Genomic DNA, 20,143 nt, shown 5'->3' with positions numbered 1-20,143 from the left:
CGGATGAACAGTGCCAGGGGCATGCTCACCGTGGACCGTTTGCGTGAGCTCGTCGACGAGGGCGTGATCGACACCGTTCTCGTCGCGATGACCGACATGCAGGGGCGCCTGCAGGGCAAGCGCTGCGCCGCCGAATACTTCCTCAACGAGGTCGTCCCGCACGCGACGGAGGCGTGCAACTACCTGCTGGCCGTGGACGTCGACATGAACACTGTGGACGGCTACGAGATGTCGTCGTGGGCGCGCGGGTACGGGGATTTCGTGCTGCGGCCGGACTTTTCGACGCTACGGCGGGTCCCGTGGCATGAGGGCACGGCGCTGGTGCTCGCGGACATCGAGTGGGTGCAGGGTGGCGATGTCCCCGCTTCCCCGCGGCAGGTGCTCAAGCGGCAGTTGTCCCGGCTCGCCGAGCGTGGGCTCACCGCGTATGTCGGCACGGAACTGGAGTTCATCGTCTTCGACGACGGTTACGAGCAGGCCTGGCAGCGCGGCTATCGCGAGCTGACCCCGGCCAATCAGTACAATGTGGACTATTCACTGCTCGGCACCGGGCGGCTGGAACCGTTGCTGCGGCGTATCCGCAACGAGATGGGCGCCGCCGGGATGTACGTCGAGTCCGCGAAGGGCGAGTGCAATCCGGGTCAGCACGAGATCGCGTTCCGCTACACCGACGCACTGTCCACATGCGACAACCACGGTATCTACAAGACGGGCGCCAAGGAGATCGCCGCGCAGGAGGGCAAGAGCCTGACCTTCATGGCGAAGTACAACGAGCGCGAGGGCAACTCCTGTCACATCCATATCAGCCTGCGCTCGGCCGACGGTGATCCGGTGCTCGCGGGCGACGGGCCGGGCGGGTTCTCGAAGCTCATGGAGCATTTCCTCGCCGGCCAGCTCGCCTGCCTGCGCGAGCTGACGTACTTCTTCGCGCCGAACATCAACTCCTACAAGCGTTACGTGCCCGGCAGTTTCGCGCCGACCGCGGTCGCGTGGGGCATGGACAACCGGACGTGCGCGCTGCGCGTCGTGGGGCACGGGCCGTCGCTGCGGGTGGAGAACCGGGTGCCCGGCGGGGACGTGAACCCGTACCTCGCGGTCGCGGCGCTCGTCGCGGCCGGCCTGCACGGAATCGAGAACGAGTTGCCGCTGGAGCCGGAGTTCATCGGCAACGCCTACGACTCGGGCAGGCCGAACGTGCCCGCCACCCTGCGCGACGCCGCACAGTTGCTGGCGGAGAGCAAGATCGCCCGCACGGCGTTCGGCGACGACGTCGTCGAGCACTATCTCAACGCGGCCCGCGTCGAGCTGACCGCGTTCGATGCCGCCGTCACCGACTGGGAGCGTGTGCGTGGGTTCGAACGGCTCTAGGCCGGTCATTGGTATAACGTCCTACGTCGAACGTGCTCGCTGGGGTGTCTGGGACACCGCGGCCGCGCTGGTGCCTCGGTCCTATGTGGATGGTGTGGTGAAGGCTGGTGGGGCGCCGGTGCTGCTGCCGGCTGTCGGCGAGGACATGTCGGCGTTGGCCGCGCTGGATGGCCTGGTGATCGCCGGTGGCGCCGACGTCGGCCCGGAGCGTTATGGGCGGGAGCCGCACGAGAAGACGGTGTCGCGCCCCGAGCGGGACGGGTTCGAGTTCGCCGCCGTCCGGGCCGCCGCCGAGCGCGGTTTGCCGGTGCTCGGCGTGTGCCGCGGGATGCAGGTGCTCAATGTGGCCTACGGCGGGACGCTCACCCAGCACCTGCCCGAGCTGCTGCGGCACGACGAGCACCAGCCCTCGCCCGCGGTGTACGGGCACCAGCGGATCACCCTCGCGCCCGGCAGCCGCGCGGCGAAAATCCTTGGCGCGGAAGCGAAAGCGCAGTGCTACCACCACCAGGCGGTCGATGCGCTGGGCGCGGGTCTCACGGCCGTCGGCTGGGCGGCGGACGGCACCGTCGAAGCCGTCGAGGCGCCGGGCGACCGGTTCGTGCTGGGCGTGCAGTGGCATCCCGAGCAGGACATCGAAGACGTGAGGCTGTTCGCGGCACTGGTGGAGGCGGCATGGACGTGATCAACCCGGCGACCGAAGAGGTCGTCCGCTCGGTCGAGCTGACGTCGCTGGAGGAGACCGACGCGGCGATCGCCCGGGCGCAGGTCGCCTTCCCGGCGTGGCGGGCCGTCGCGCCGGGCGACCGGGCCCGGCTGCTGCGGCGGTTCGCCGACGCGGTCGACGCCGACGTCGAGAACCTGGCGCGGCTGGAAGTGGTCAACTCTGGCCACACGATCGGCAACGCCCGCTGGGAGGCCGGGAACGTCCGAGACGTCCTGCACTTCTACGCCGCGGCCCCGGAACGCTTGCACGGTAAGCAGATCCCGGTGGCCGGTGGGGTAGATATGACGTTCTACGAGCCGCTCGGTGTCGTCGGGATCATCGTCCCGTGGAACTTCCCGATGCCGATCGCGGGCTGGGGCTTCGCGCCCGCGCTGGCCGCCGGGAACACCGTCGTGCTCAAACCGGCCGAGTTGACCCCGCTCACCGCGCTCCGCCTCGCCGAACTGGCGCGCGAATCCGGCATCCCCGAGGACGTGTTCCAGGTGCTGCCCGGCGCCGGCCCGGTCGTCGGGCAGCGGTTCGTGACGCATCCGGCCGTGCGGAAGGTCGTGTTCACCGGCTCGACCGCGGTCGGCAAGCGGATCATGGCGGGCTGCGCCGAGCAGGTCAAACGTACGACGTTGGAACTCGGCGGCAAGAGCGCGAACATCGTCTTCGCCGACGCCGACCTGGAGAAGGCCGCCGCCACCGCGCCCTACGGCGTGTTCGACAACGCCGGCCAGGACTGCTGCGCCCGGTCGCGAATCCTGGTGCAGGCGCCGGTCTACGACAAGTTCATGGAGCTGCTCGAACCGGCGGTCAAGGGGGTCGTGGTCGGCGACCCGGCGGCCGAGGGCACCGAGATGGGACCGTTGATCTCCGCACAGCACAAACAACGTGTGACGTCCTACCTCCCCGACGACGCGCCGATCGCGTTCCGCGGCAGCGCGCCCGAGGGGCCGGGCTTCTGGTTCCCGCCGACCGTGGTCACCCCGGCCTCGCTCACGGACCCGCTGGTCACGGAGGAGATCTTCGGCCCGGTGGTGGCTGTTGTGCCGTTCACCGACGAGGCCGACGCGGTCCGGCTCGCGAACGACACCGAGTACGGGCTGTCCGGGTCGATCTGGACATCCAACGTTGGACGTGCGCTCCGGGTGTCGCGAGCGGTCGAAGCGGGGAACCTGTCGGTCAACTCGCACTCGTCCGTCCGGTATTCGACGCCGTTCGGCGGGTACAAGCAGTCCGGACTCGGCCGGGAGCTCGGCCCGGACGCGCTGGAGTCCTTCACCGAGCTCAAGAACGTCTTCATCAGCACGGAGGAATAGACATGCAGCGGTTCGAGGGACGCGTCGTCGTCATCACCGGCGGCGGGAGCGGGATCGGCCTGGCGACGGCCCGGCGCCTGGCGAGCGAGGGCGCGAAGGTCGTCATCGCCGACGTCGACGAGGGCGCCGGCAAAGCGGCGGCCGACGAGGTCGAAGGCGAGTTCGTCGCAACGGACGTCACCAGTGAATCCCAGGTGGAGGCGCTTTTCCAGACCACTGTGGACAGGTTCGGCTCGGTCGACGTCGCGTTCAACAACGCCGGCATCTCCCCACCCGAAGACGACTCGATCCTCACCACGGGACTCGAAGCGTGGAAGAAGGTGCAGGAGGTCAACCTGACCTCGGTCTACCTGTGCTGCAAGTACGCGATCCCGCACATGCTGCGGCAGGGCAAGGGCTCGATCGTCAACACCGCCTCGTTCGTCGCCGTGCTGGGCGCCGCGACCTCGCAGATCTCGTACACCGCGTCCAAGGGCGGCGTGCTGTCGATGACGCGTGAGCTGGGCGTGCAGTTCGCGCGGGAAGGGATCCGGGTCAACGCGCTGTGCCCGGGCCCGGTCAACACCCCGCTGCTCCGGGAACTGTTCGCGAAGGACCCCGAGCGCGCGGCGCGGCGGCTGGTCCACGTGCCGATGGGCCGCTTCGCCGAGCCGACGGAAATCGCCGCCGCGGTGGCCTTTCTGGCCAGTGACGACGCGTCGTTCATCACCGCGTCCCAGTTCCTGGTGGACGGTGGGATCAGCGGCGCGTACGTGACACCGCTATAACGGCGGCGTGTGTCACTGCGCGCCGGGCTAGCGGCGCTATAGACTGACCGGACAACTGAACATGGGCCGTCATGAGCCGGAGCGGGAGAGCCCCCGTGCACACGGGGCACCGAAGGAGCAACATCCCCGCCAATCTCTCAGGTACCAGTTACCGCTCGGGCCAGGCCACTCTGGAAAGCAGGCGCGAAACCGCGTCTCACCCAAGGTGAAAGCCGCTCCGGCGGTGAAACTCTCAGGTGCCGATGACAGAGGGGGAGTTCCCGCAGCCGCTGATGGAGGAGCTCCCGATGTCCACTTTCGCCGATCGTCACATCGGCCCTGCCGAGCACGAGCAAGCCAAGATGCTCGCCGAATGCGGGTACGGGAGCCTCGACGCGCTGGTCGAAGCCGCCGTCCCGGCCGCCATCCGCAACCCGCGCGAGCTGGCTCTCCTGCCGCCGGCCAGCGAGCAGGAAGCGACCGCCGAACTGCGCGCGCTCGCCGCGAAGAACCGCCCGATGACGCAGATGATCGGGCTCGGCTTCAGCGACACGATCACGCCGCCGGTCATCCGCCGCAACGTGCTGGAGAGCCCGGCCTGGTACACCGCGTACACGCCGTATCAGCCGGAGATCTCGCAGGGCCGCCTCGAAGCGCTGCTCAACTTCCAGACGATGGTGTCCACGTTGACCTCGCTGGACACCGCCAACGCCTCGCTGCTCGACGAGTCGACCGCGGTCGCCGAGGCCGTCATGCTGATGCGCCGCCAGTCGAAGGCCAAGTCGCAGCGCGTGGTGCTCGACGCCGAATGCCTGCCGCAGACCATCGCGGTCGTGCGGACCCGCGCGGAGGCGGTCGGCATCGAGGTCGACGTGCGGGACCTGACCACCGGGCTCCCCGAGGACTTCTTCGGCGTCGTCGTGCAGTATCCGGGCGCCTCCGGAGTGTTGCGGGGCAAGGGTTTCTACGAGGCGATCGGCACCGTCGCCAAGGACGCGGGCGCGCTCTACACCGTCGCCGCCGATCTGCTCGCGCTCACGATCGTCACCGCGCCCGGTGACTTCGGCGCGGACATCGCGGCCGGGACGACGCAGCGATTCGGGGTGCCGCTGGGCTACGGCGGCCCGCACGCCGGATATTTGGCTGTGCGCAAGGGATTGGAGCGCTCGCTGCCGGGACGCCTGGTCGGCGTGTCGGTCGACGCGGACGGCAACCCCGCGTACCGGCTCGCGCTGCAGACCCGCGAGCAGCACATCCGCCGCGAGAAGGCGACGTCCAACATCTGCACCGCGCAGGTGCTGCCGGCCGTGCTCGCCGCGATGTACGCCGTGTACCACGGGCCGGACGGCCTCAAGGCCATCGCCGAGCGCGTGCACGGCCTGGCGAGCGGGCTCGCGACCGCGTTGCGCGAGGGCGGCGTCGAGGTCGTCCACGAAAGCTTCTTCGACACCGTGCTCGCGCGCGTCCCGGGCCGCGCCGGGCAAGTGATCGCGGACGCGCGCCGGTTCGGGATCAATCTCGGCCCCGTCGATGCCGATCACGTCCGCATCGCCTGCGACGAAGTGACCACTGTGGACACTCTGCGCCGGGTGCTGCTGGCCTTCGAGCTCGAGGCGCACGCCGAACCCGGACCGCCGGTGTTGCCGACCGGGCTGCCGCGGGAGAGCGAATACCTGACGCACCAGGTGTTCCACCATCACCGCTCCGAGACGTCCATGCTGCGCTACCTGCGCCGCCTGTCCGATATGGACTACGCGCTCGACCGCGGGATGATCCCACTCGGCTCGTGCACCATGAAGCTCAACGCCACGGCCGAAGTGGAGCCGATCAGCTGGCCCGAATTCGCGGGCCTGCACCCGTTCGCCCCGGCCGAGGACGCCGCGGGCTATCACGAGCTGATCGACCAGCTGTGCGGCTGGCTCGCCGAGGTCACCGGCTACGACAAGGTTTCGCTGCAGCCGAACGCCGGTTCGCAGGGCGAGTTCGCCGGCCTGCTCGCGATCCGCGCCTATCACAAGGCGAACGGGCAGCCCGAGCGCGAGGTGTGCCTGATCCCGTCGTCCGCGCACGGCACCAACGCCGCGTCGGCCGTGCTGGCCGGAATGCGCGTGGTGGTCGTCGCCTGCAATGCCAGCGGTGACGTCGATCTCGGCGACCTTCGGGCCAAAGTGGACGAACACCGTGACACGCTCGCCGCGATCATGATCACCTACCCGTCCACGCACGGCGTCTACGAGAACGGGATCGGCGATATCGCCCGCATCGTGCACGAGGGCGGCGGTCAGGTCTATGTGGACGGTGCGAACCTCAACGCGTTGCTCGGCCTGGCGAAGCCCGGCGAGTTCGGCGGCGACGTGTCGCATCTGAACCTGCACAAGACGTTCTGCATCCCGCACGGCGGCGGCGGGCCCGGGGTCGGTCCGGTCGCGGTGCGCGCGCACCTCGCGCCGTACCTGCCGGGGCATCCCGAGCTGCCGGAGTCGGGCGTCGGACCGGTTTCGGCCGCCCCGTTCGGTTCCGCCTCGATCCTGCCGATCTCCTGGGCGTACGTGCGGATGATGGGCGCCGAAGGCCTGACCAGCGCGACCAAGGTGGCCGTGCTCGCCGCGAACTACGTCGCCGCGCGGCTCGGTCCGCACTACCCGGTGCTCTACACCGGCCGCCACGGGCTGGTCGCGCACGAGTGCATCCTCGACCTGCGGGCGCTCACCAAGCGCACCGGCGTGACCGTGGACGACGTCGCGAAACGCTTGGTGGACTACGGTTTCCACGCCCCGACGATGTCGTTCCCCGTGGCCGGCACGCTCATGGTGGAGCCCACCGAGAGCGAGGACGTCGCCGAGATCGACCGGTTCTGCGACGCGATGATCGCGATCCGCCGCGAGATCGAAGAGGTGGCCGACGGCCGCTGGGCGATCGAGCGGAGCCCGCTGCGGAACGCCCCGCACACCGCGGAAACGCTGACCGGCGAATGGGATCTGCCGTACGACCGCAAGCTCGCCGTCTATCCGCCCGGGGTCTCGCCGAAGGGCAAGTACTGGCCGCCGGTCCGCCGCATCGACGGCGCCTTCGGCGACCGCAACCTCGTCTGCTCGTGCCCGCCGATCGAAGCCTACGGGAGCTGACATGCACACCGCGCTCTATGGTGTCCACAAAGGACTCAATGCGCTGTTCACCGACTTCGCCGGTTGGGAGATGCCGGTGCGGTATTCCAGCGAACTCGCCGAGCACCGCGCCGTGCGCCAGGCCGCCGGCCTGTTCGACCTGTCGCACATGGGCGAGATCGAGCTGACCGGGCCACAGGCCGGGGACGCGCTCGACCACGCGATGGTCGGTACCCTGTCCGCGGTCAAGCCGGGCCGCGCCCGGTACACGATGATCTGCGCCGAAGACGGCGGCGTGCTCGACGATCTCGTGGTCTACCGGCTCGCCGACGAGAAGTTCCTCGTCGTGGCCAACGCCGGGAACGCGGCGCTCGTGGCCGCGGAACTGAAGTCGCGCGCGGAGAAGTTCGACGTGACGGTCGAGGACCGTTCGGCCGATACCGCGCTGATCGCCGTGCAGGGCCCGAACTCGGCGGCGATCGTCGGCTCGGTGTCCGATGTGGACGTGAGTGGTCTCAAGTACTACGCGAGCATGCAGGCCCACGTTCGCGGTCATGACGTGCTGCTCGCCCGCACCGGCTACACCGGCGAGGACGGGTTCGAGCTGTACGTGCCCGCCGGCGAGGCCGTCGACGTCTGGCACGTGCTCGCCGCGGCCGGTGAGCCGCACGGGCTGCTGCCGGCCGGTCTCGCCTGCCGGGACACGCTTCGGCTCGAAGCCGGCATGCCGTTGTACGGCAACGAGTTGACCAGTGCGCTGACACCGTTCGAAGCCGGGCTCGGCCGGGTCGTGAAGTTCGAGAAGCCGGAGTTCGTGGGCAAGGCCGCGCTCGAAGGCCGCCGGGAACCGTCCCAGGTGCTGGTGGGCCTTCGCGGTGAGGGCCGTCGCGCCCCGCGCCACGGGTACAAGGTGCTCGACGGGGCGCGCGAGATCGGCGAGGTGACGAGCGGGGCGCTGTCGCCGACGCTCGGCCATCCGATCGCTCTCGCTTACGTGGCAACGGAATTGAGCGAACCGGGCACGAGCCTGTCGGTCGACATCCGCGGCCGGATCGAACCGGTCGAAGTCGTCGCCACCCCCTTCTACAAGCGCACCTGAACTGGCTGTCAGCCACGTCAACGTGATCGAATGCTGAGATGGCAGGCGCCGACGAAGCACTGTTCCGGCCGGTCCGCGCGGGCAACGCCTTCGAGGAGACGGTCGAGCGGCTGCTGCAGTCGATCCGGCTGGGCGTCGTGGGCGCGGGGGAGCGGCTCCCGCCGGAACGGGAGCTGGCCGAGCGTCTCGGCGTGAGCCGCGTGACACTGCGGGAAGCGCTGCACGCCCTGTCCGACGCCGGGTATGTCGAATCGCGGCGCGGACGTTACGGCGGGTCCTTCGTGCGGGAACCGCTGCCGGCGCCGGTTTCGGGACCGCGGCCGGAGCTGGAGGACACGCTGAGCCTGCGGTACGTGCTGGAGACGGGTGCGGCGGAGCTGGCCGCGACGCGGCTTTCGGCCCGGGACCACCTGATGGCGACGCTGGCGGAGGCGTCGGCAGCGGACCTGAGCGACTACCGGCGGCGGGACTCGCGCCTGCACCTGGCAATCGCGGAAGCAACCGGCTCGGCTTCACTGACCTCGGCGGTCGCCGACGCACGCATGCGCGTCAACCGCCTGCTGGACGAAATCCCTTTGCTGGAGCCGAATCTGGACCACTCCAACGCCCAGCACCGCGTTGTCGTCGCCGCCATCCTCGACGGTGACCCGCCCGCCGCCCGCGCCGCCATGGCCGAACACCTGGACGGCACGGCGTCCCTCCTCCGCGCCTTCCTCAGCTGAGTCAGACGCTCAGTACGCCGAGTTCGACATTCGCGACGCCGAGTTCGACAATCGGCGCGCGCGAACGTAGAACTCGCCGTCGTGGGTGTCGGACTCGCGGTCGTGAGCGTCGGACTCGCGGGGGTCAGCGGCGGGATTTGGGGATCACCAGGGGGGTGCCCGTTTCCGGGTCGGGGATGACGCGGCACGGCAGGTCGAAGATCTCCGCCACCAGCTCCGCCGTCACGACCTCCTCGGGCGTGCCGGTGGCGATCACCTCGCCGCCGCGCATCGCGATGACGTGTGTGCCGTAGCGGGCCGCGTGGTTGAGGTCGTGCAGCACCGCGACGAGCGTGCGGCCCTGCTCGGCGTGCAGCTGCGCGCACAGGTCGAGGATGTCCATCTGGTGCGAGATGTCGAGGAACGTCGTCGGCTCGTCCAGCAGCAACAGCTCGGTCTCCTGGGCGAGCGCCATCGCCAGCCACACGCGCTGCCGCTGTCCACCGGACAGCTCGTCGACGAGGCGGTCGGCCAGTTCGCTCACCCCGGTCGCGGCCATCGACCGCTCGACCACCGCGGCGTCCTCCTTCGACCACTGGCGCAGCAGCCGCTGGTGCGGGTACCGGCCACGGGCCACGAGGTCGGACACCGTGATGCCCTCCGGCGCGATCGAGCTCTGCGGCAGCAGCCCGAGCCGGCGAGCGACGTGCTTCGCCGGCATCGACGAGATGACCTCGCCGTCCAGGTACACCATGCCCTTGCGCGGCTTCAGCAGCCGTGCGAGGGCACGCAGCAGCGTCGTCTTCCCGCACGCGTTCGGGCCGACGATCACCGTGAACGACTTGTCCGGGATGGTGACGCCGAGGTCCTCGGCGACCATGCGCCCGTCGTAGGCGAGGGTGAGGCCCTCGCCGTGCAGCCGGGTGGCGGTCGTGGTTTCGGCGATCGCGGTCATGAAGTTAGGCTAACCTAGCTCGCTGCCGGGTGGAACCTGTGATCAGTCTCGTGTTCGCCGGCCGATCGCGACGACCGCGTCCCGCAGCGCCGCCCGCAACCTCCCCACGTCGAGCGGTTCCAGCACCGCCGCCTCACCCGGCGGCGCCACCACCACGATGCGATCACTGCTGATGAACACGGTCAGATCGCGTTTCCTGCCTGCCAGGTCCCGGCAAGAGACGGTCCATTCCTCCTGCGCCACCACCTCGGCCGCCTTCCCCTCGCTCAAGTTCGCCCGAGCCGTGGATGGGACCGGGCCGGGCGGGAATCGTGACGATGGGGGCGCGAAAAGTCACCCGAACGCCTAGCGTGAGCGAGGCCACCGGCGAAGGGAGAACCTGATGTCCGACCCACGGCGCATCGTGATCATCGGTGCCGGCCTCGGCGGTGCGACCGCCGCCGCCACCCTGCGTGAGCAAGGCTATCCGGGCGAAATCGTCGTCCTGGGGACGGAAAACCATCGGCCGTACGAGTTGCCGCCGCTGTCGAAAGCCGTGCTACTGGGGGCCGCCGACGAACCGGACTGGGTGCGTGACGAGGGCTTCTACCGTGAGCACGAGGTCGATCTGCGCCTGGGTACCACTGCGGTCCGCATCGAGCGCGGCGCACGGCTGGTGGTCGACGACAGGGGCGGCGAGCACACCTACGACCGGCTACTCCTGGCGACCGGCTCGTCTCCGCGGGCGCTCCCCGGTGCACCCGACGTACGGACGCTGCGGACGATCGACGACTCGCTTTCGTTGCGGGACGCGTTCTCCCGTGCGCAGCGGGTGGTGATCATCGGCGCGGGCTGGATCGGTACCGAGGCCGCGGCCGCCGCCCGCCGGCACGGGGCCGACGTGACGGTGGTCGAGCAGGCGGCGGCGCCGCTGCTACCGGTGCTGGGGCCGGAGATCGCGGGCGTGTTCCAGGACCTGCACACCGAGAACGGCGTGCACTGGAAGCTCGGCACGGGGGTCGCCGAGGTCAGTGCGGGCACGGTGCGCCTGACCGACGGGACCCTGCTGCGGGCGGACCTGGTGCTCGTCGCGATCGGCGCCGCGCCGCGCGTCGACCTGGCGCACGCGGCCGGTCTCGACCTGGCCGACGACGGCGGGGTCGCGGTCGACGCCACCCTGCACACGTCGGCGCCGGATGTCTTCGCCGTCGGTGACATCGCGTCGCATTACCACCAGCACTACGGGAAACGCGTCCGCGTCGAGCACTGGGCGAACGCGAAGAACCAGGGCGCGCACGTGGCGGCGAACCTGCTGGGCGCCGACCAGCCGTATCTCCGGTCGCCGTACTTCTTCAGCGACCAGTACGCGCTGGGCTGCGAGTACCGCGGACTGGCCAATGTGGACACCGACCAGCTCGTCGTCCGCGGTGACCTCGCCAAGCGCGAGTTCCTCGCGTTCTGGCTACGCCTCGGGCACGTCGTCGCCGCGATGAACGTGAACATCTGGGACGCCGGCGACGCGCTGGCCGCCCTGGTCGACGGGCAGCTGCCGGCTACGCCTGAACAGCTGCGGGAGTCGGATCTGTCCGCACTCGCCGAGTCAGCGTCAGGAAGATGACCAGCGCCGCCACCGCGAAGGACGCCATCACCACACCCATCGGCAGCGCCCCGCTGCCGATGCCGACCAGCGGGGTCGCGAGCCCGCCGATCGCGAACTGCAGCACGCCCAGCAGCGCCGACGCCGCGCCGGCGCTGCGGGCGTGCTCGGCCAGCGCGAGCGACGACGCGTTCGGCATCACCAGGCCGATGCTGGAAACCAGCAGCAGCAACGGAATCAGCAGCGCGACGAGTGGCAGCGTGAAGGCCGTCGCGGCGAGCACCCCGAGCCCGCCTACCGCGGAAGCGGTCAGCCCGGCCGCGAGCAGCGTCCGCTCCGGAACCCGCCCCACGAGCCACCCGTTGAGCTGCCCGGCCAGCACGATCCCGACGCCGTTCGCGCCGAACACCAGGCTGTACTCCTGCGGGCTGAGCCCGTAAACGTCCTGCAGCACGAACGAAGACGCCGAGATGTAGGCGAACATGCCGGCGAACATCACGCCACCGGAGAGCGCGTAACCGAGGAACGAGCGGTCGGCGAGCAATGTGCCGTAGGTACGCAGCGTGGCGCCGAGGCGGCCGGGGGTGCGGCGGTCCGGCGGCAGTGATTCGCGCAGCGCGAGCGCGGTCGCGATCAGCAGCAGCGCGCCGACCACGGTCAGCACCACGAACACCCCGCGCCACGAGGCCAGCCGCAGGAGCTGCCCGCCGATCACCGGCGCGAGGATCGGCGCCAGACCGCTCACCAGCATCAGTACCGAGAAGAACTTCGTCATCGCGGTGCCGGAATACAGGTCCCGCACGACGGCACGGGCGATCACGATGCCCGCCGCCGCGCCGACGGACTGCAGCGCCCGCGCCGCGATGAGTACTTCGACCGACGGGCTCAGCGCGCACAGCACCGACGCAACCGCGTACAGCGCGAGGCCGGCGAGCAGCGGCTTGCGCCGGCCCACCGTGTCCGAGATCGGGCCGAGCACCAGCTGGCCCAGCGCCAGCCCGATGATGAACGCGGTCAGCGTCAGCTGCAGGGTCGAGTCGGACGTGTGCAGATCGCCGGTCATCGTCGGCAGGGCCGGCAGGTACATGTCGATCGAGAGCGGAGCGAACGCGGTGAGGCCGCCGAGAATCAGCAGGTAGCGCAGCGTTCTGGGGCGGGCTGGGGCGAGCGTGGTCGTCAACGAGGTCCTCCCGTTCTACCGCTGGCCGAACGACCACAACATCGTTTCTATTCCTGACGCGGTCCGTACCCTGACCGCTACGCGGAAGACGTAGGCTGCGCCCAGCGTCGACGAGGAGGTGCGCGTGGCCGGGCGATTCGGTGGCTACCAGAACGAGATCTACCTGCAAGGGCTGGCCGGCACGACCCCGCCGATGAGCACCGACCTGACCGCGCTCGAAGAGGCCGCCGCGGCGGTGCTCACCCCGGAGGCCCTCGGTTACGTCGCGGGCGGCGCCGGTGCGGGCACGACGATGCGGGCCAACCGGGAGGCGTTCGACCGCTGGAAGATCGTGCCCCGGATGCTGGCCGACGCGACCGACCGCGACCTGACCACCACGGTGTTCGGCACCCAGTTGCCCGCGCCGGTCCTGCTCGCTCCTGTTGGCGTGCAGTCGATCGCGCACCCCGAGGCCGAGCTGGCGACGGCGCGCGCGGCCGCGGGCCTCGGCCTGCCGATGATCCTGTCCACCGCCTCGTCCCGCACGATCGAACAGGTCGCGGACGCGAGCGGAGACGGGCCGCGCTGGTTCCAGCTGTACTGGCCCAACGATCCGGACGTCTGCGCGAGCATCCTGGAGCGGGCGCGCAAAGCCGGTTTCACGGCGCTCGTCGTCACCCTCGACACCTGGACGCTCGCCTGGCGGCCGCGGGATCTCGACCGCGCGTACCTGCCGTTCATCAGGAACGAGGGCACCGCGATCCCGATGTCCGACCCGGCGTTCCGGGCGCGGCTGGAGAAAACCCCGGAGGAGGACCAGCCGACGGCGATCCTGCACTGGATCGGCATGTTCACCGGGACCGACCGCCACTGGGGCCAGTTGCCGGTGCTGCGCGAGCTGTGGGACGGCCCGATCCTGCTCAAGGGCATCCAGCACATCGACGACGCGCGGCGCGCGGTCGATGCCGGGGTGGACGGGATCGTGGTGTCCAACCACGGCGGCCGCCAGGTCGACGGGGCGCTCGGCGCGCTCGAAGCCCTGCCGGGTATCGCGCGGGCGGTCGGCGACCAGGCGGAGATCCTGTTCGACTCGGGTGTGCGCACGGGGGCCGACGCGTTCAAGGCGCTGGCGCTGGGCGCGAAGGCGGTCCTGCTCGGCCGGCCTTTTGTGTACGGGCTGGCGCTGGGCGGGGAGGACGGGGTGCGGCACGTGCTGCGCAGCCTGCTCGCGGAGCTGGAACTGACGCTCGGGCTGGCCGGGTACCGGACGCCGGGGGAGCTGACACCGGCCGCCCTGCAGCGAGGCTGACGCCGAAATCCCGTGGCGCGCGGCGGCTAGACTGGGAGCCGTATGTCTACGCCATCCCCCCTTGCTGAGCTGCGGGCCAGGCTGCCCGAGTTGATGTTGCGCGACGAGCACCGGCTCCGTCGCCGGCTCGACGGTGCGCGCAAATCGCGGGATCCCGAGCGCATCGCGCGGCAGCTCGCGGGGGACGTGGACGCCGCGGAGCTGCGGGTCCGGCAGCGGCGGGAAAGCCTGCCGAAGATCACCTACCCCGCCGAGCTGCCGGTCAGCCAGCGCCGGGACGACATCGCGGCCGCGATCCGGGACAACCAGGTCGTGATCGTCGCGGGCGAGACCGGGTCGGGCAAGACCACGCAGCTGCCGAAGATCTGCCTCGAACTGGGCCTCGGCGTGCGCGGGCAGATCGGGCACACCCAACCCCGCCGCCTCGCCGCGCGCACCGTCGCCGAGCGGATCGCGAGCGAACTGGGCACGGAGCTGGGCGGCACGGTCGGGTACAAGGTCCGGTTCACCGATTCCAGCGGCGACGACACGCTGGTCAAGCTGATGACCGACGGCATACTGCTCGCCGAGATCCAGACCGACCGGATGCTCCGCCGGTACGACACGCTGATCATCGACGAGGCGCACGAGCGCAGTCTCAACATCGACTTCTTGCTCGGCTACCTCAAGCAACTCCTGCCGCGCCGCCCCGATCTCAAGGTGATCATCACCTCCGCGACGATCGATCCCGAGCGGTTCTCGGCGCACTTCGGGGATGCGCCGATCGTCGAGGTGTCCGGGCGCACCTATCCGGTCGAGGTGCGCTACCGGCCCATCGTCGACCCGGACCGGCCGGACGACCAGGAACGGGACCAGGTCACGGCGATCTCCGACGCGGTCGACGAACTGTGCGCCGAGGAGCCGGGCGACATCCTGGTCTTCCTTTCCGGCGAACGGGAAATCCGCGACACCGCCGACGCACTGTCCAAACAGGACCGCCGAAATACGGAGATCCTCCCGCTGTACGCGCGGCTTTCCGCGGCGGACCAGCATCGCGTGTTCCAGCGCCACGCCGGGCGCCGGATCGTGCTCGCCACGAACGTCGCCGAGACCTCGCTGACCGTGCCGGGTATCAAGTATGTCATCGACCCTGGTACGGCCCGGATTTCGCGGTATTCCCACCGCACCAAGGTGCAGCGGCTGCCGATCGAACCGGTCTCGCAGGCGTCTGCCAACCAGCGTAAGGGTCGCAGCGGCCGTACGTCTGACGGTATCTGCATTCGGCTGTACACGGAAGAGGATTTCGAGTCGCGGCCGGAGTTCACCGACCCGGAGATCCTGCGGACCAACCTCGCGTCCGTGATCCTGCAGATGACTTCGCTCGGACTCGGGGACATCGCGGCGTTCCCGTTCGTCGAACCGCCGGACCGCCGCCAGATCGCCGACGGCGTACAGCTTCTGCAGGAGCTCGGCGCACTGGAGTCCGGGAAGCTGACCGAGACCGGGCGCGGCCTGGCGCAGCTGCCCGTCGACCCGCGGCTGGGCCGGATGGTGCTGGAGGCAGCGAAGAACGGCTGTGTCCGCGAGGTGATGATCATCGCCGCGGCACTGTCCATTCAGGACCCACGTGAGCGTCCGGCGGACAAGCAGGAGGCCGCACAGCAACAGCACGCCCGGTTCATCGACAAGACCTCGGACTTCCTGGCGTACCTGAACCTGTGGGAGTACCTGCGGGAGCAGCAGAAAGCCCTTTCCAGCAACCAGTTCCGCAAGCTGTGCCGGACCGAGTTCCTCAACTACCTGCGCGTGCGCGAATGGCAGGACATCTACAGCCAGCTGCGCCAGCTCGCCAAGCCGCTCGGCGTCACACTCAACAGCGAACCGGCCGACCCGCAGCGCGTGCACGTTTCGCTGATCGCCGGGTTGTTGTCGCACATCGGGTTGAAGGATCCCGACAAGGGTGACTATGTCGGTGCCCGCGGCGCGCGGTTCGCGGTGTTCCCGGGCTCCGCGCTGTTCCGGAAGCAGCCGCGCTGGCTGATTTCCGCCGAGCTGGTCGAGACGTCGCGGTTGTGGGCGCGGGTGAACGCGCGTATCGAGCCGGAATGGGTCGAGCCGCTCGCCGGGCATCTGGTCAAGCGCAACTACTCCGAGCCGCACTGGGAACGTAAGCGCGGTGCGGTGATGGCGAACGAGCGCGTGACGCTGTACGGCGTGCCGCTGGTGGCCGACCGCAAGGTGAACTACGGCCGTATCGACCCGTCGCTGTCGCGCGAGCTGTTCATCCGGCACGCGCTGGTCGAGGGCGACTGGGACACGAACCACAAGTTCTTCGCCGAAAACCGCGCCCTGCTCGACGAGGTCGAGGACCTGGAGAACCGGGCCCGCCGCCGGGATCTGATGGTCGACGACCAGACGCTGTTCGAGTTCTACGACCAGCGGGTCGGCGAGGAAGTGGTGTCCGGGCGGCATTTCGACAGCTGGTGGAAGAAGACCCGGCACGATCAGCCGGACCTGCTCAACTTCGAGAAGGCCATGCTGATCAACGCGTCGGCGCAGCAGGTGCGCGAGTCCGACTACCCGGACACGTGGGTGCGGGGCTCGCAGGCGCTGACGCTGACCTACCAGTTCGAGCCGGGCGCCGATGCCGACGGCGTGACCGTCCACATTCCACTCCCGGTGCTGAACCAGATCACGCCCGACGGGTTCGACTGGCAGGTGCCGGGTCTGCGTGAGGAGCTGGTGACGGCGCTGATCAAGTCGTTGCCGAAGGTGTTGCGGCGCAATTTCGTCCCGGCGCCGGACACCGCGAAGTATGTGCTGTCAAGGGTTTCGCCAGCCGACGGCCCACTGCTCGACGTGCTGGCGGCGGAGTTGGAGGAGCTGCGCGGGGTGGCCGTGCCGCCGGACGCGTGGCAGCTTTCCACCGTGCCCGAGCATTTGCGCGTGAGCTTCCGTGTGGTGGACGAGAGGGGCCGGAAACTCCGTGAGGGCAAGGATCTCGCCGCGCTGAAGGAGCAGCTGAGCGGGCAGGTCCGGGCGACGATTTCCAAGGCGGCCAACAGTATCGAGCGTGGCGGGCTGACCAGGCCGGCGTTCGGTGAGCTGCCGCGGGTGTTCGCGAGCACCCAGCGCGGGCATGAGGTGAAGGCGTTTCCCGCGCTCGTCGACGAGGGCGAGAGCGTGGCCGTGCGGATGCTCGACACGCCGGTCCAGCAGCGGCAGCAGATGTGGCTGGGTACGCGGAAGCTGTTGCGGCTGAACCTTCCGTCGCCGATGAAGTTCATCAGCCGCAGCCTGTCGAACTCCGCGAAGCTGGTGCTGGGACGGAATCCGCATGGCAGCGTGGCGGGTTTGCTGGAAGACTGCGTGAACTGCGCGGTGGACAAGCTGATTGCCGACAACGGTGGGCCGGTGTGGGAGGAGGCCGGGTTCGCCGTGCTGCTGGAAAAGGTCCGCGGCGGGGTGAACCCGACTGTCCTGGATGTACTGTCCGAAGTGGAGCATATCCTGCGCGCGGCCAACGATGTGGAAACCCGCCTGGCCGATGCCCGTGGCCCGGCGGAGTCGCTCGCAGACATCCGGCAGCAGCTGGATGCGTTGGTGTTCCCGGGTTTCGTCACCGCGACGGGTTTCGACCGGCTGCCGAACCTGGTCCGGTACCTGCGCGCGATCGAGCGCCGGATCGAGAAACTCTCCAGCGCCGCCGCGAAAGACCTCGACCTGATGCGGGACGTGCAATGGCTCCGCGGCGAGTACCAAAGCGTGGTCGATACCCTGCCACCGGGCGTCGACCCAGGCCCGGCGCTCGTCGATGTCCGCTGGATGCTGGAAGAACTGCGGGTCAGCTACTTCGCGCAAACCCTCGGCACCGCGTACCCGGTGTCCACCAAGCGCATCCTCAAAGCCCTCGACGCGGCGGCCTGACTCACCGCCGAAAGCCGCGTTCCGGATCACGCTCGTCTTCGGAACGGAACAACTCGAACCAGTGATCGAGGGCCCCTTCTGGCTCTATTCGACCATCGAAACATTTCGGTGAGATGTCCGTGAGTTTGTCGTCATCCGTGTTGATCCGATCAGCCTCGTCAAGGCCACCTCTCTCGTCATGCAATTGGGGTGCGGAATCTTCCTGATTCGAGATCGTCGAATACTCGCGCCGTTTGTCGATAGAGGTCCGCGTTCCGTCCACCGGGGCGTGCCGGAGCAGTGGGACGAACTCCGCCATGGGTGCTCCGAGTTCGAGGTCTTTGGTGATGACGGCTGCCAGCTGTTCGACTGCTGCTTTAATGCTCTGGGGGACGCCATCCACGGCACGGTTCAGGGCACCTGCGAGCTGACGCGCGGGTCCGAGAAAGTGGCTATGGCCTCGAGTTTTTCTTGCTTCTCGTCGTCGACGAGAGCGAAGACACAAGTAGACCCGACAGGTCAGGTACAGGCAATCGCTACTTCGCGTCCGCGTAGGTGTCTACCACTGCGGTGTGCATGGGGAAGTGGACCGGGCAGGACGCTCCGAACATCAGGGCTGACGTCTCGGCGACCGAGGACTCGATCAGGGCCGGGACCTCGCCGGCCAGGTCGTCCGGCGCGTGCACGATGACCTCGTCGTGCTGGAAGAAAACCAATTGCGCTCGCGCCGGCAGGCGGCTGCGCAGGGTGGCGAGCAGGACCGCCGTGAAATCGGCGGCGCTGGCCTGGACCACGAAGTTGCGTGTGAACCGGCCCCAGTTGCGCGACGCCTGCCGGGCGCGGCCGTCGTCCTCGGCCGCGCCGGTCAGCGCGCGCCACGCCTCGGACGGCGCGGGGGAGGTACGCCCCAGCCGCGAGCGCACTCGCTCACCACGCTCCCCGGCCTGCGCGGCACGCTCCACATAGGACACCGCGTCCGGGAAACGCTGGCGCAGCAAGGCGAGCAGCGACGACGCCTCACCGGCCGTGCCGCCGTACATCGCCGACAGCATCGCGATCTTCGCCCGGCCACGCGATTTCTCGTCCACCACCGGGAACATCGCCTCGGCCAGTCGCGCGTACAGGTCCGTCGACGCCGACACCTCGGCGAGGCGCCGGTCCCCGGAAAGCGCTGTCAGGATCCGGGGTTCGAGCTGCGCCGCGTCCGCGACCACGAGCTTCCAGCCCGGATCCGCGCGCACGCACACCCGCAGCGTCTTCGGAATCTGCAGCGCACCACCGCCCTGGCTGGCCCACCGCCCCGAGACCACCCCGCCGACCACCCACGCCGGGCGGAACCGGCCGTCGTGCACCCACTCGTCGAGCCACGTCCAGCCGTTGGCCGAATACAACCGGGACAGTTCGCGGTACTCGATCAGCAGTGGCACCGCGGGATGGTCGATCTGGCGCAGCACATGTGCCCGCGCCGAGGAGATCGAGATCCCCTCGCGGCTGAAGGCGCGCGCGATCGAAGCCGGGCTGTCCGGGTTCACCGGTTTGCCGCCGAACACCTCGGTGATCCGGGCGGCGAGCTCGATCAGCGTCTTGGGTCGCTGCCCGGCCGGTACCCGCGGACCGAGGATCTCCGTCAGCAACTCGTCGTGGATGTCCGGCCGCCACGGCAATCCGTCGTGCGTCATCTCGGCGGCGACGAGCGCGCTCGCCGACTCGGCCGCGATCAGCAGCCGCAGGCGCTCCGGATGTTCCGTCGCGCGAACCCGGCGCTCCTGTTCGGCCAGTACGATCTTCGCCGCGTCGACCTCCGCCACGCCGGGCGGCAGCCCGGAGCCCCGGGTCTCGAACAGCGCGGGCTGCGCGTCGGCGTGCGTCGGTTCATCCGGCGGCGGCTCCTGCCCGTTCGCCCGGGCCAGCGCCGCGGGCAGGCCACGAGGACCACCACGGCCCTCGTGCCCGAGCAGCAACCCCTCGGCGAGCGACAGGTCATGGCACCTGCTCACGCGCAGCCCGCCGCGCACCAGCTCCGGATACAGCCGCTCGACCGACGCGAAAACCCAGCGTGGCCGGTGTGCCCGCTCCAGCTCGGCCAGCCCGGCGAGATCGACGCTGCGCCGGCCGGCGGATTCCAGCACCGAAAAGGTGCCGTCCTCCTCCTGACCGACGAAGATGTACACACAGAGATTCTGCGCTGGAGCACCGACAATTTTTTGCGG

At 69.5% G+C, this 20,143-nt stretch carries 15 protein-coding genes and 1 riboswitch; of the genes, 10 read left to right on the top strand and 5 right to left on the bottom strand.

The genetic code is table 11. The features are described from left to right. Positions 1–3: 3 nt before the first annotated feature. The 7 genes from LOZ83_RS04825 to LOZ83_RS04795 all read left to right on the top strand — a co-directional run bounded on the left by LOZ83_RS04825 (position 4) and on the right by LOZ83_RS04795 (position 9,070). Positions 4–1,368, top strand: a complete 1,365-nt coding sequence (locus tag LOZ83_RS04825; protein ID WP_236788955.1) for a glutamine synthetase family protein — start codon at positions 4–6, stop codon at positions 1,366–1,368. Beyond that, entirely contained in the window at positions 1,349–2,053 is a 705-nt protein-coding gene (locus LOZ83_RS04820) for a gamma-glutamyl-gamma-aminobutyrate hydrolase family protein (RefSeq protein WP_236788954.1), read from the top strand. The genes LOZ83_RS04825 and LOZ83_RS04820 overlap by 20 nt, the downstream gene beginning before the upstream one ends. Continuing rightward, a complete protein-coding gene (locus LOZ83_RS04815) occupies positions 2,044–3,399 on the top strand; it encodes an aldehyde dehydrogenase (RefSeq protein WP_236788953.1) in 1,356 nt (451 codons plus the stop codon). The genes LOZ83_RS04820 and LOZ83_RS04815 overlap by 10 nt, the downstream gene beginning before the upstream one ends. 2 nt (positions 3,400–3,401) lie before the next feature. Continuing rightward, positions 3,402–4,166, top strand: coding sequence for a 3-oxoacyl-ACP reductase (locus LOZ83_RS04810; RefSeq protein ID WP_236788952.1), 765 nt, complete (start codon positions 3,402–3,404; stop codon positions 4,164–4,166). 72 nt (positions 4,167–4,238) lie between these two features. After that, positions 4,239–4,330: riboswitch (glycine riboswitch) on the top strand. A gap of 78 nt (positions 4,331–4,408) precedes the next feature. Beyond that, positions 4,409–7,270, top strand: a complete 2,862-nt coding sequence (gene gcvP, locus LOZ83_RS04805) for an aminomethyl-transferring glycine dehydrogenase (RefSeq protein WP_236788951.1) — start codon at positions 4,409–4,411, stop codon at positions 7,268–7,270. Between the two features lies 1 nt (position 7,271). Next, positions 7,272–8,348, top strand: a complete 1,077-nt coding sequence (gene gcvT / locus LOZ83_RS04800; protein WP_236788950.1) for a glycine cleavage system aminomethyltransferase GcvT — start codon at positions 7,272–7,274, stop codon at positions 8,346–8,348. Between the two features lie 38 nt (positions 8,349–8,386). Then, complete coding sequence (locus LOZ83_RS04795) at positions 8,387–9,070, top strand: FadR/GntR family transcriptional regulator (RefSeq protein ID WP_236788949.1); 684 nt, start codon at positions 8,387–8,389, stop codon at positions 9,068–9,070. 124 nt (positions 9,071–9,194) lie between these two features. Here the strand turns inward: LOZ83_RS04795 and LOZ83_RS04790 are convergent, their stop codons facing one another. Together LOZ83_RS04790 and LOZ83_RS04785 are read right to left on the bottom strand one after the other, a co-directional pair. Next, a complete protein-coding gene (locus LOZ83_RS04790; protein WP_236788948.1) occupies positions 9,195–10,004 on the bottom strand; it encodes an ABC transporter ATP-binding protein in 810 nt (269 codons plus the stop codon). 42 nt (positions 10,005–10,046) lie between these two features. Then, on the bottom strand, positions 10,047–10,250 hold the full coding sequence (locus LOZ83_RS04785; RefSeq protein WP_236789444.1) for a hypothetical protein: 204 nt from the start codon (positions 10,248–10,250) through the stop codon (positions 10,047–10,049). A 136-nt stretch (positions 10,251–10,386) separates the two neighbouring features. Between LOZ83_RS04785 and LOZ83_RS04780 the strand changes: the two genes are divergently transcribed. Further along, entirely contained in the window at positions 10,387–11,601 is a 1,215-nt protein-coding gene (locus tag LOZ83_RS04780) for an NAD(P)/FAD-dependent oxidoreductase (protein WP_236788947.1), read from the top strand. On the opposite strand, the gene LOZ83_RS04775 is transcribed toward LOZ83_RS04780, so the two are convergent. Next, entirely contained in the window at positions 11,537–12,760 is a 1,224-nt protein-coding gene (locus tag LOZ83_RS04775; protein WP_236788946.1) for a Bcr/CflA family multidrug efflux MFS transporter, read from the bottom strand. The genes LOZ83_RS04780 and LOZ83_RS04775 overlap by 65 nt on opposite strands. A gap of 124 nt (positions 12,761–12,884) precedes the next feature. Between LOZ83_RS04775 and LOZ83_RS04770 the strand changes: the two genes are divergently transcribed. Both LOZ83_RS04770 and hrpA read left to right on the top strand, forming a co-directional pair. Continuing rightward, positions 12,885–14,048: an alpha-hydroxy-acid oxidizing protein gene (locus LOZ83_RS04770; RefSeq protein WP_236788945.1), complete on the top strand. Its 1,164-nt coding sequence runs from the start codon at positions 12,885–12,887 to the stop codon at positions 14,046–14,048. A 93-nt stretch (positions 14,049–14,141) separates the two neighbouring features. Next, positions 14,142–17,954: an ATP-dependent RNA helicase HrpA gene (gene hrpA / locus LOZ83_RS04765; RefSeq protein WP_236789443.1), complete on the top strand. Its 3,813-nt coding sequence runs from the start codon at positions 14,142–14,144 to the stop codon at positions 17,952–17,954. A gap of 1 nt (position 17,955) precedes the next feature. Here the strand turns inward: hrpA and LOZ83_RS04760 are convergent, their stop codons facing one another. Together LOZ83_RS04760 and LOZ83_RS04755 are read right to left on the bottom strand one after the other, a co-directional pair. Further along, positions 17,956–18,336, bottom strand: coding sequence for a hypothetical protein (locus LOZ83_RS04760; RefSeq protein ID WP_236788944.1), 381 nt, complete (start codon positions 18,334–18,336; stop codon positions 17,956–17,958). A 133-nt stretch (positions 18,337–18,469) separates the two neighbouring features. Further along, positions 18,470–20,104, bottom strand: a complete 1,635-nt coding sequence (locus LOZ83_RS04755; protein WP_374202621.1) for a bifunctional 3'-5' exonuclease/DNA polymerase — start codon at positions 20,102–20,104, stop codon at positions 18,470–18,472. Positions 20,105–20,143 lie beyond the last annotated feature (39 nt).

It is taken from the genome of Amycolatopsis sp. GM8 (assembly GCF_021653975.1).
Taxonomy (GTDB): domain Bacteria; phylum Actinomycetota; class Actinomycetes; order Mycobacteriales; family Pseudonocardiaceae; genus Amycolatopsis_E.
The sequence above is the reverse complement of the archived record's forward strand: the minus strand, read 5'-3'. Positions and strand labels throughout refer to the sequence as shown.

Bases quoted from the DNA above. Each gene is read 5' to 3' on its own strand.
- LOZ83_RS04825 (WP_236788955.1), top strand. From the start codon at position 4: ATGAACAGTGCCAGGGGCATGCTCACCGTGGACCGTTTGCGTGAGCTC.
- LOZ83_RS04815 (WP_236788953.1), top strand. From the start codon at position 2,044: ATGGACGTGATCAACCCGGCGACCGAAGAGGTCGTCCGCTCGGTCGAG.
- LOZ83_RS04810 (WP_236788952.1), top strand. From the start codon at position 3,402: ATGCAGCGGTTCGAGGGACGCGTCGTCGTCATCACCGGCGGCGGGAGC.
- gcvP (WP_236788951.1), top strand. From the start codon at position 4,409: ATGACAGAGGGGGAGTTCCCGCAGCCGCTGATGGAGGAGCTCCCGATG.
- gcvT (WP_236788950.1), top strand. From the start codon at position 7,272: ATGCACACCGCGCTCTATGGTGTCCACAAAGGACTCAATGCGCTGTTC.
- LOZ83_RS04795 (WP_236788949.1), top strand. From the start codon at position 8,387: ATGGCAGGCGCCGACGAAGCACTGTTCCGGCCGGTCCGCGCGGGCAAC.
- LOZ83_RS04790 (WP_236788948.1), bottom strand. From the start codon at position 10,004: ATGACCGCGATCGCCGAAACCACGACCGCCACCCGGCTGCACGGCGAG.
- LOZ83_RS04780 (WP_236788947.1), top strand. From the start codon at position 10,387: ATGTCCGACCCACGGCGCATCGTGATCATCGGTGCCGGCCTCGGCGGT.
- hrpA (WP_236789443.1), top strand. From the start codon at position 14,142: ATGTTGCGCGACGAGCACCGGCTCCGTCGCCGGCTCGACGGTGCGCGC.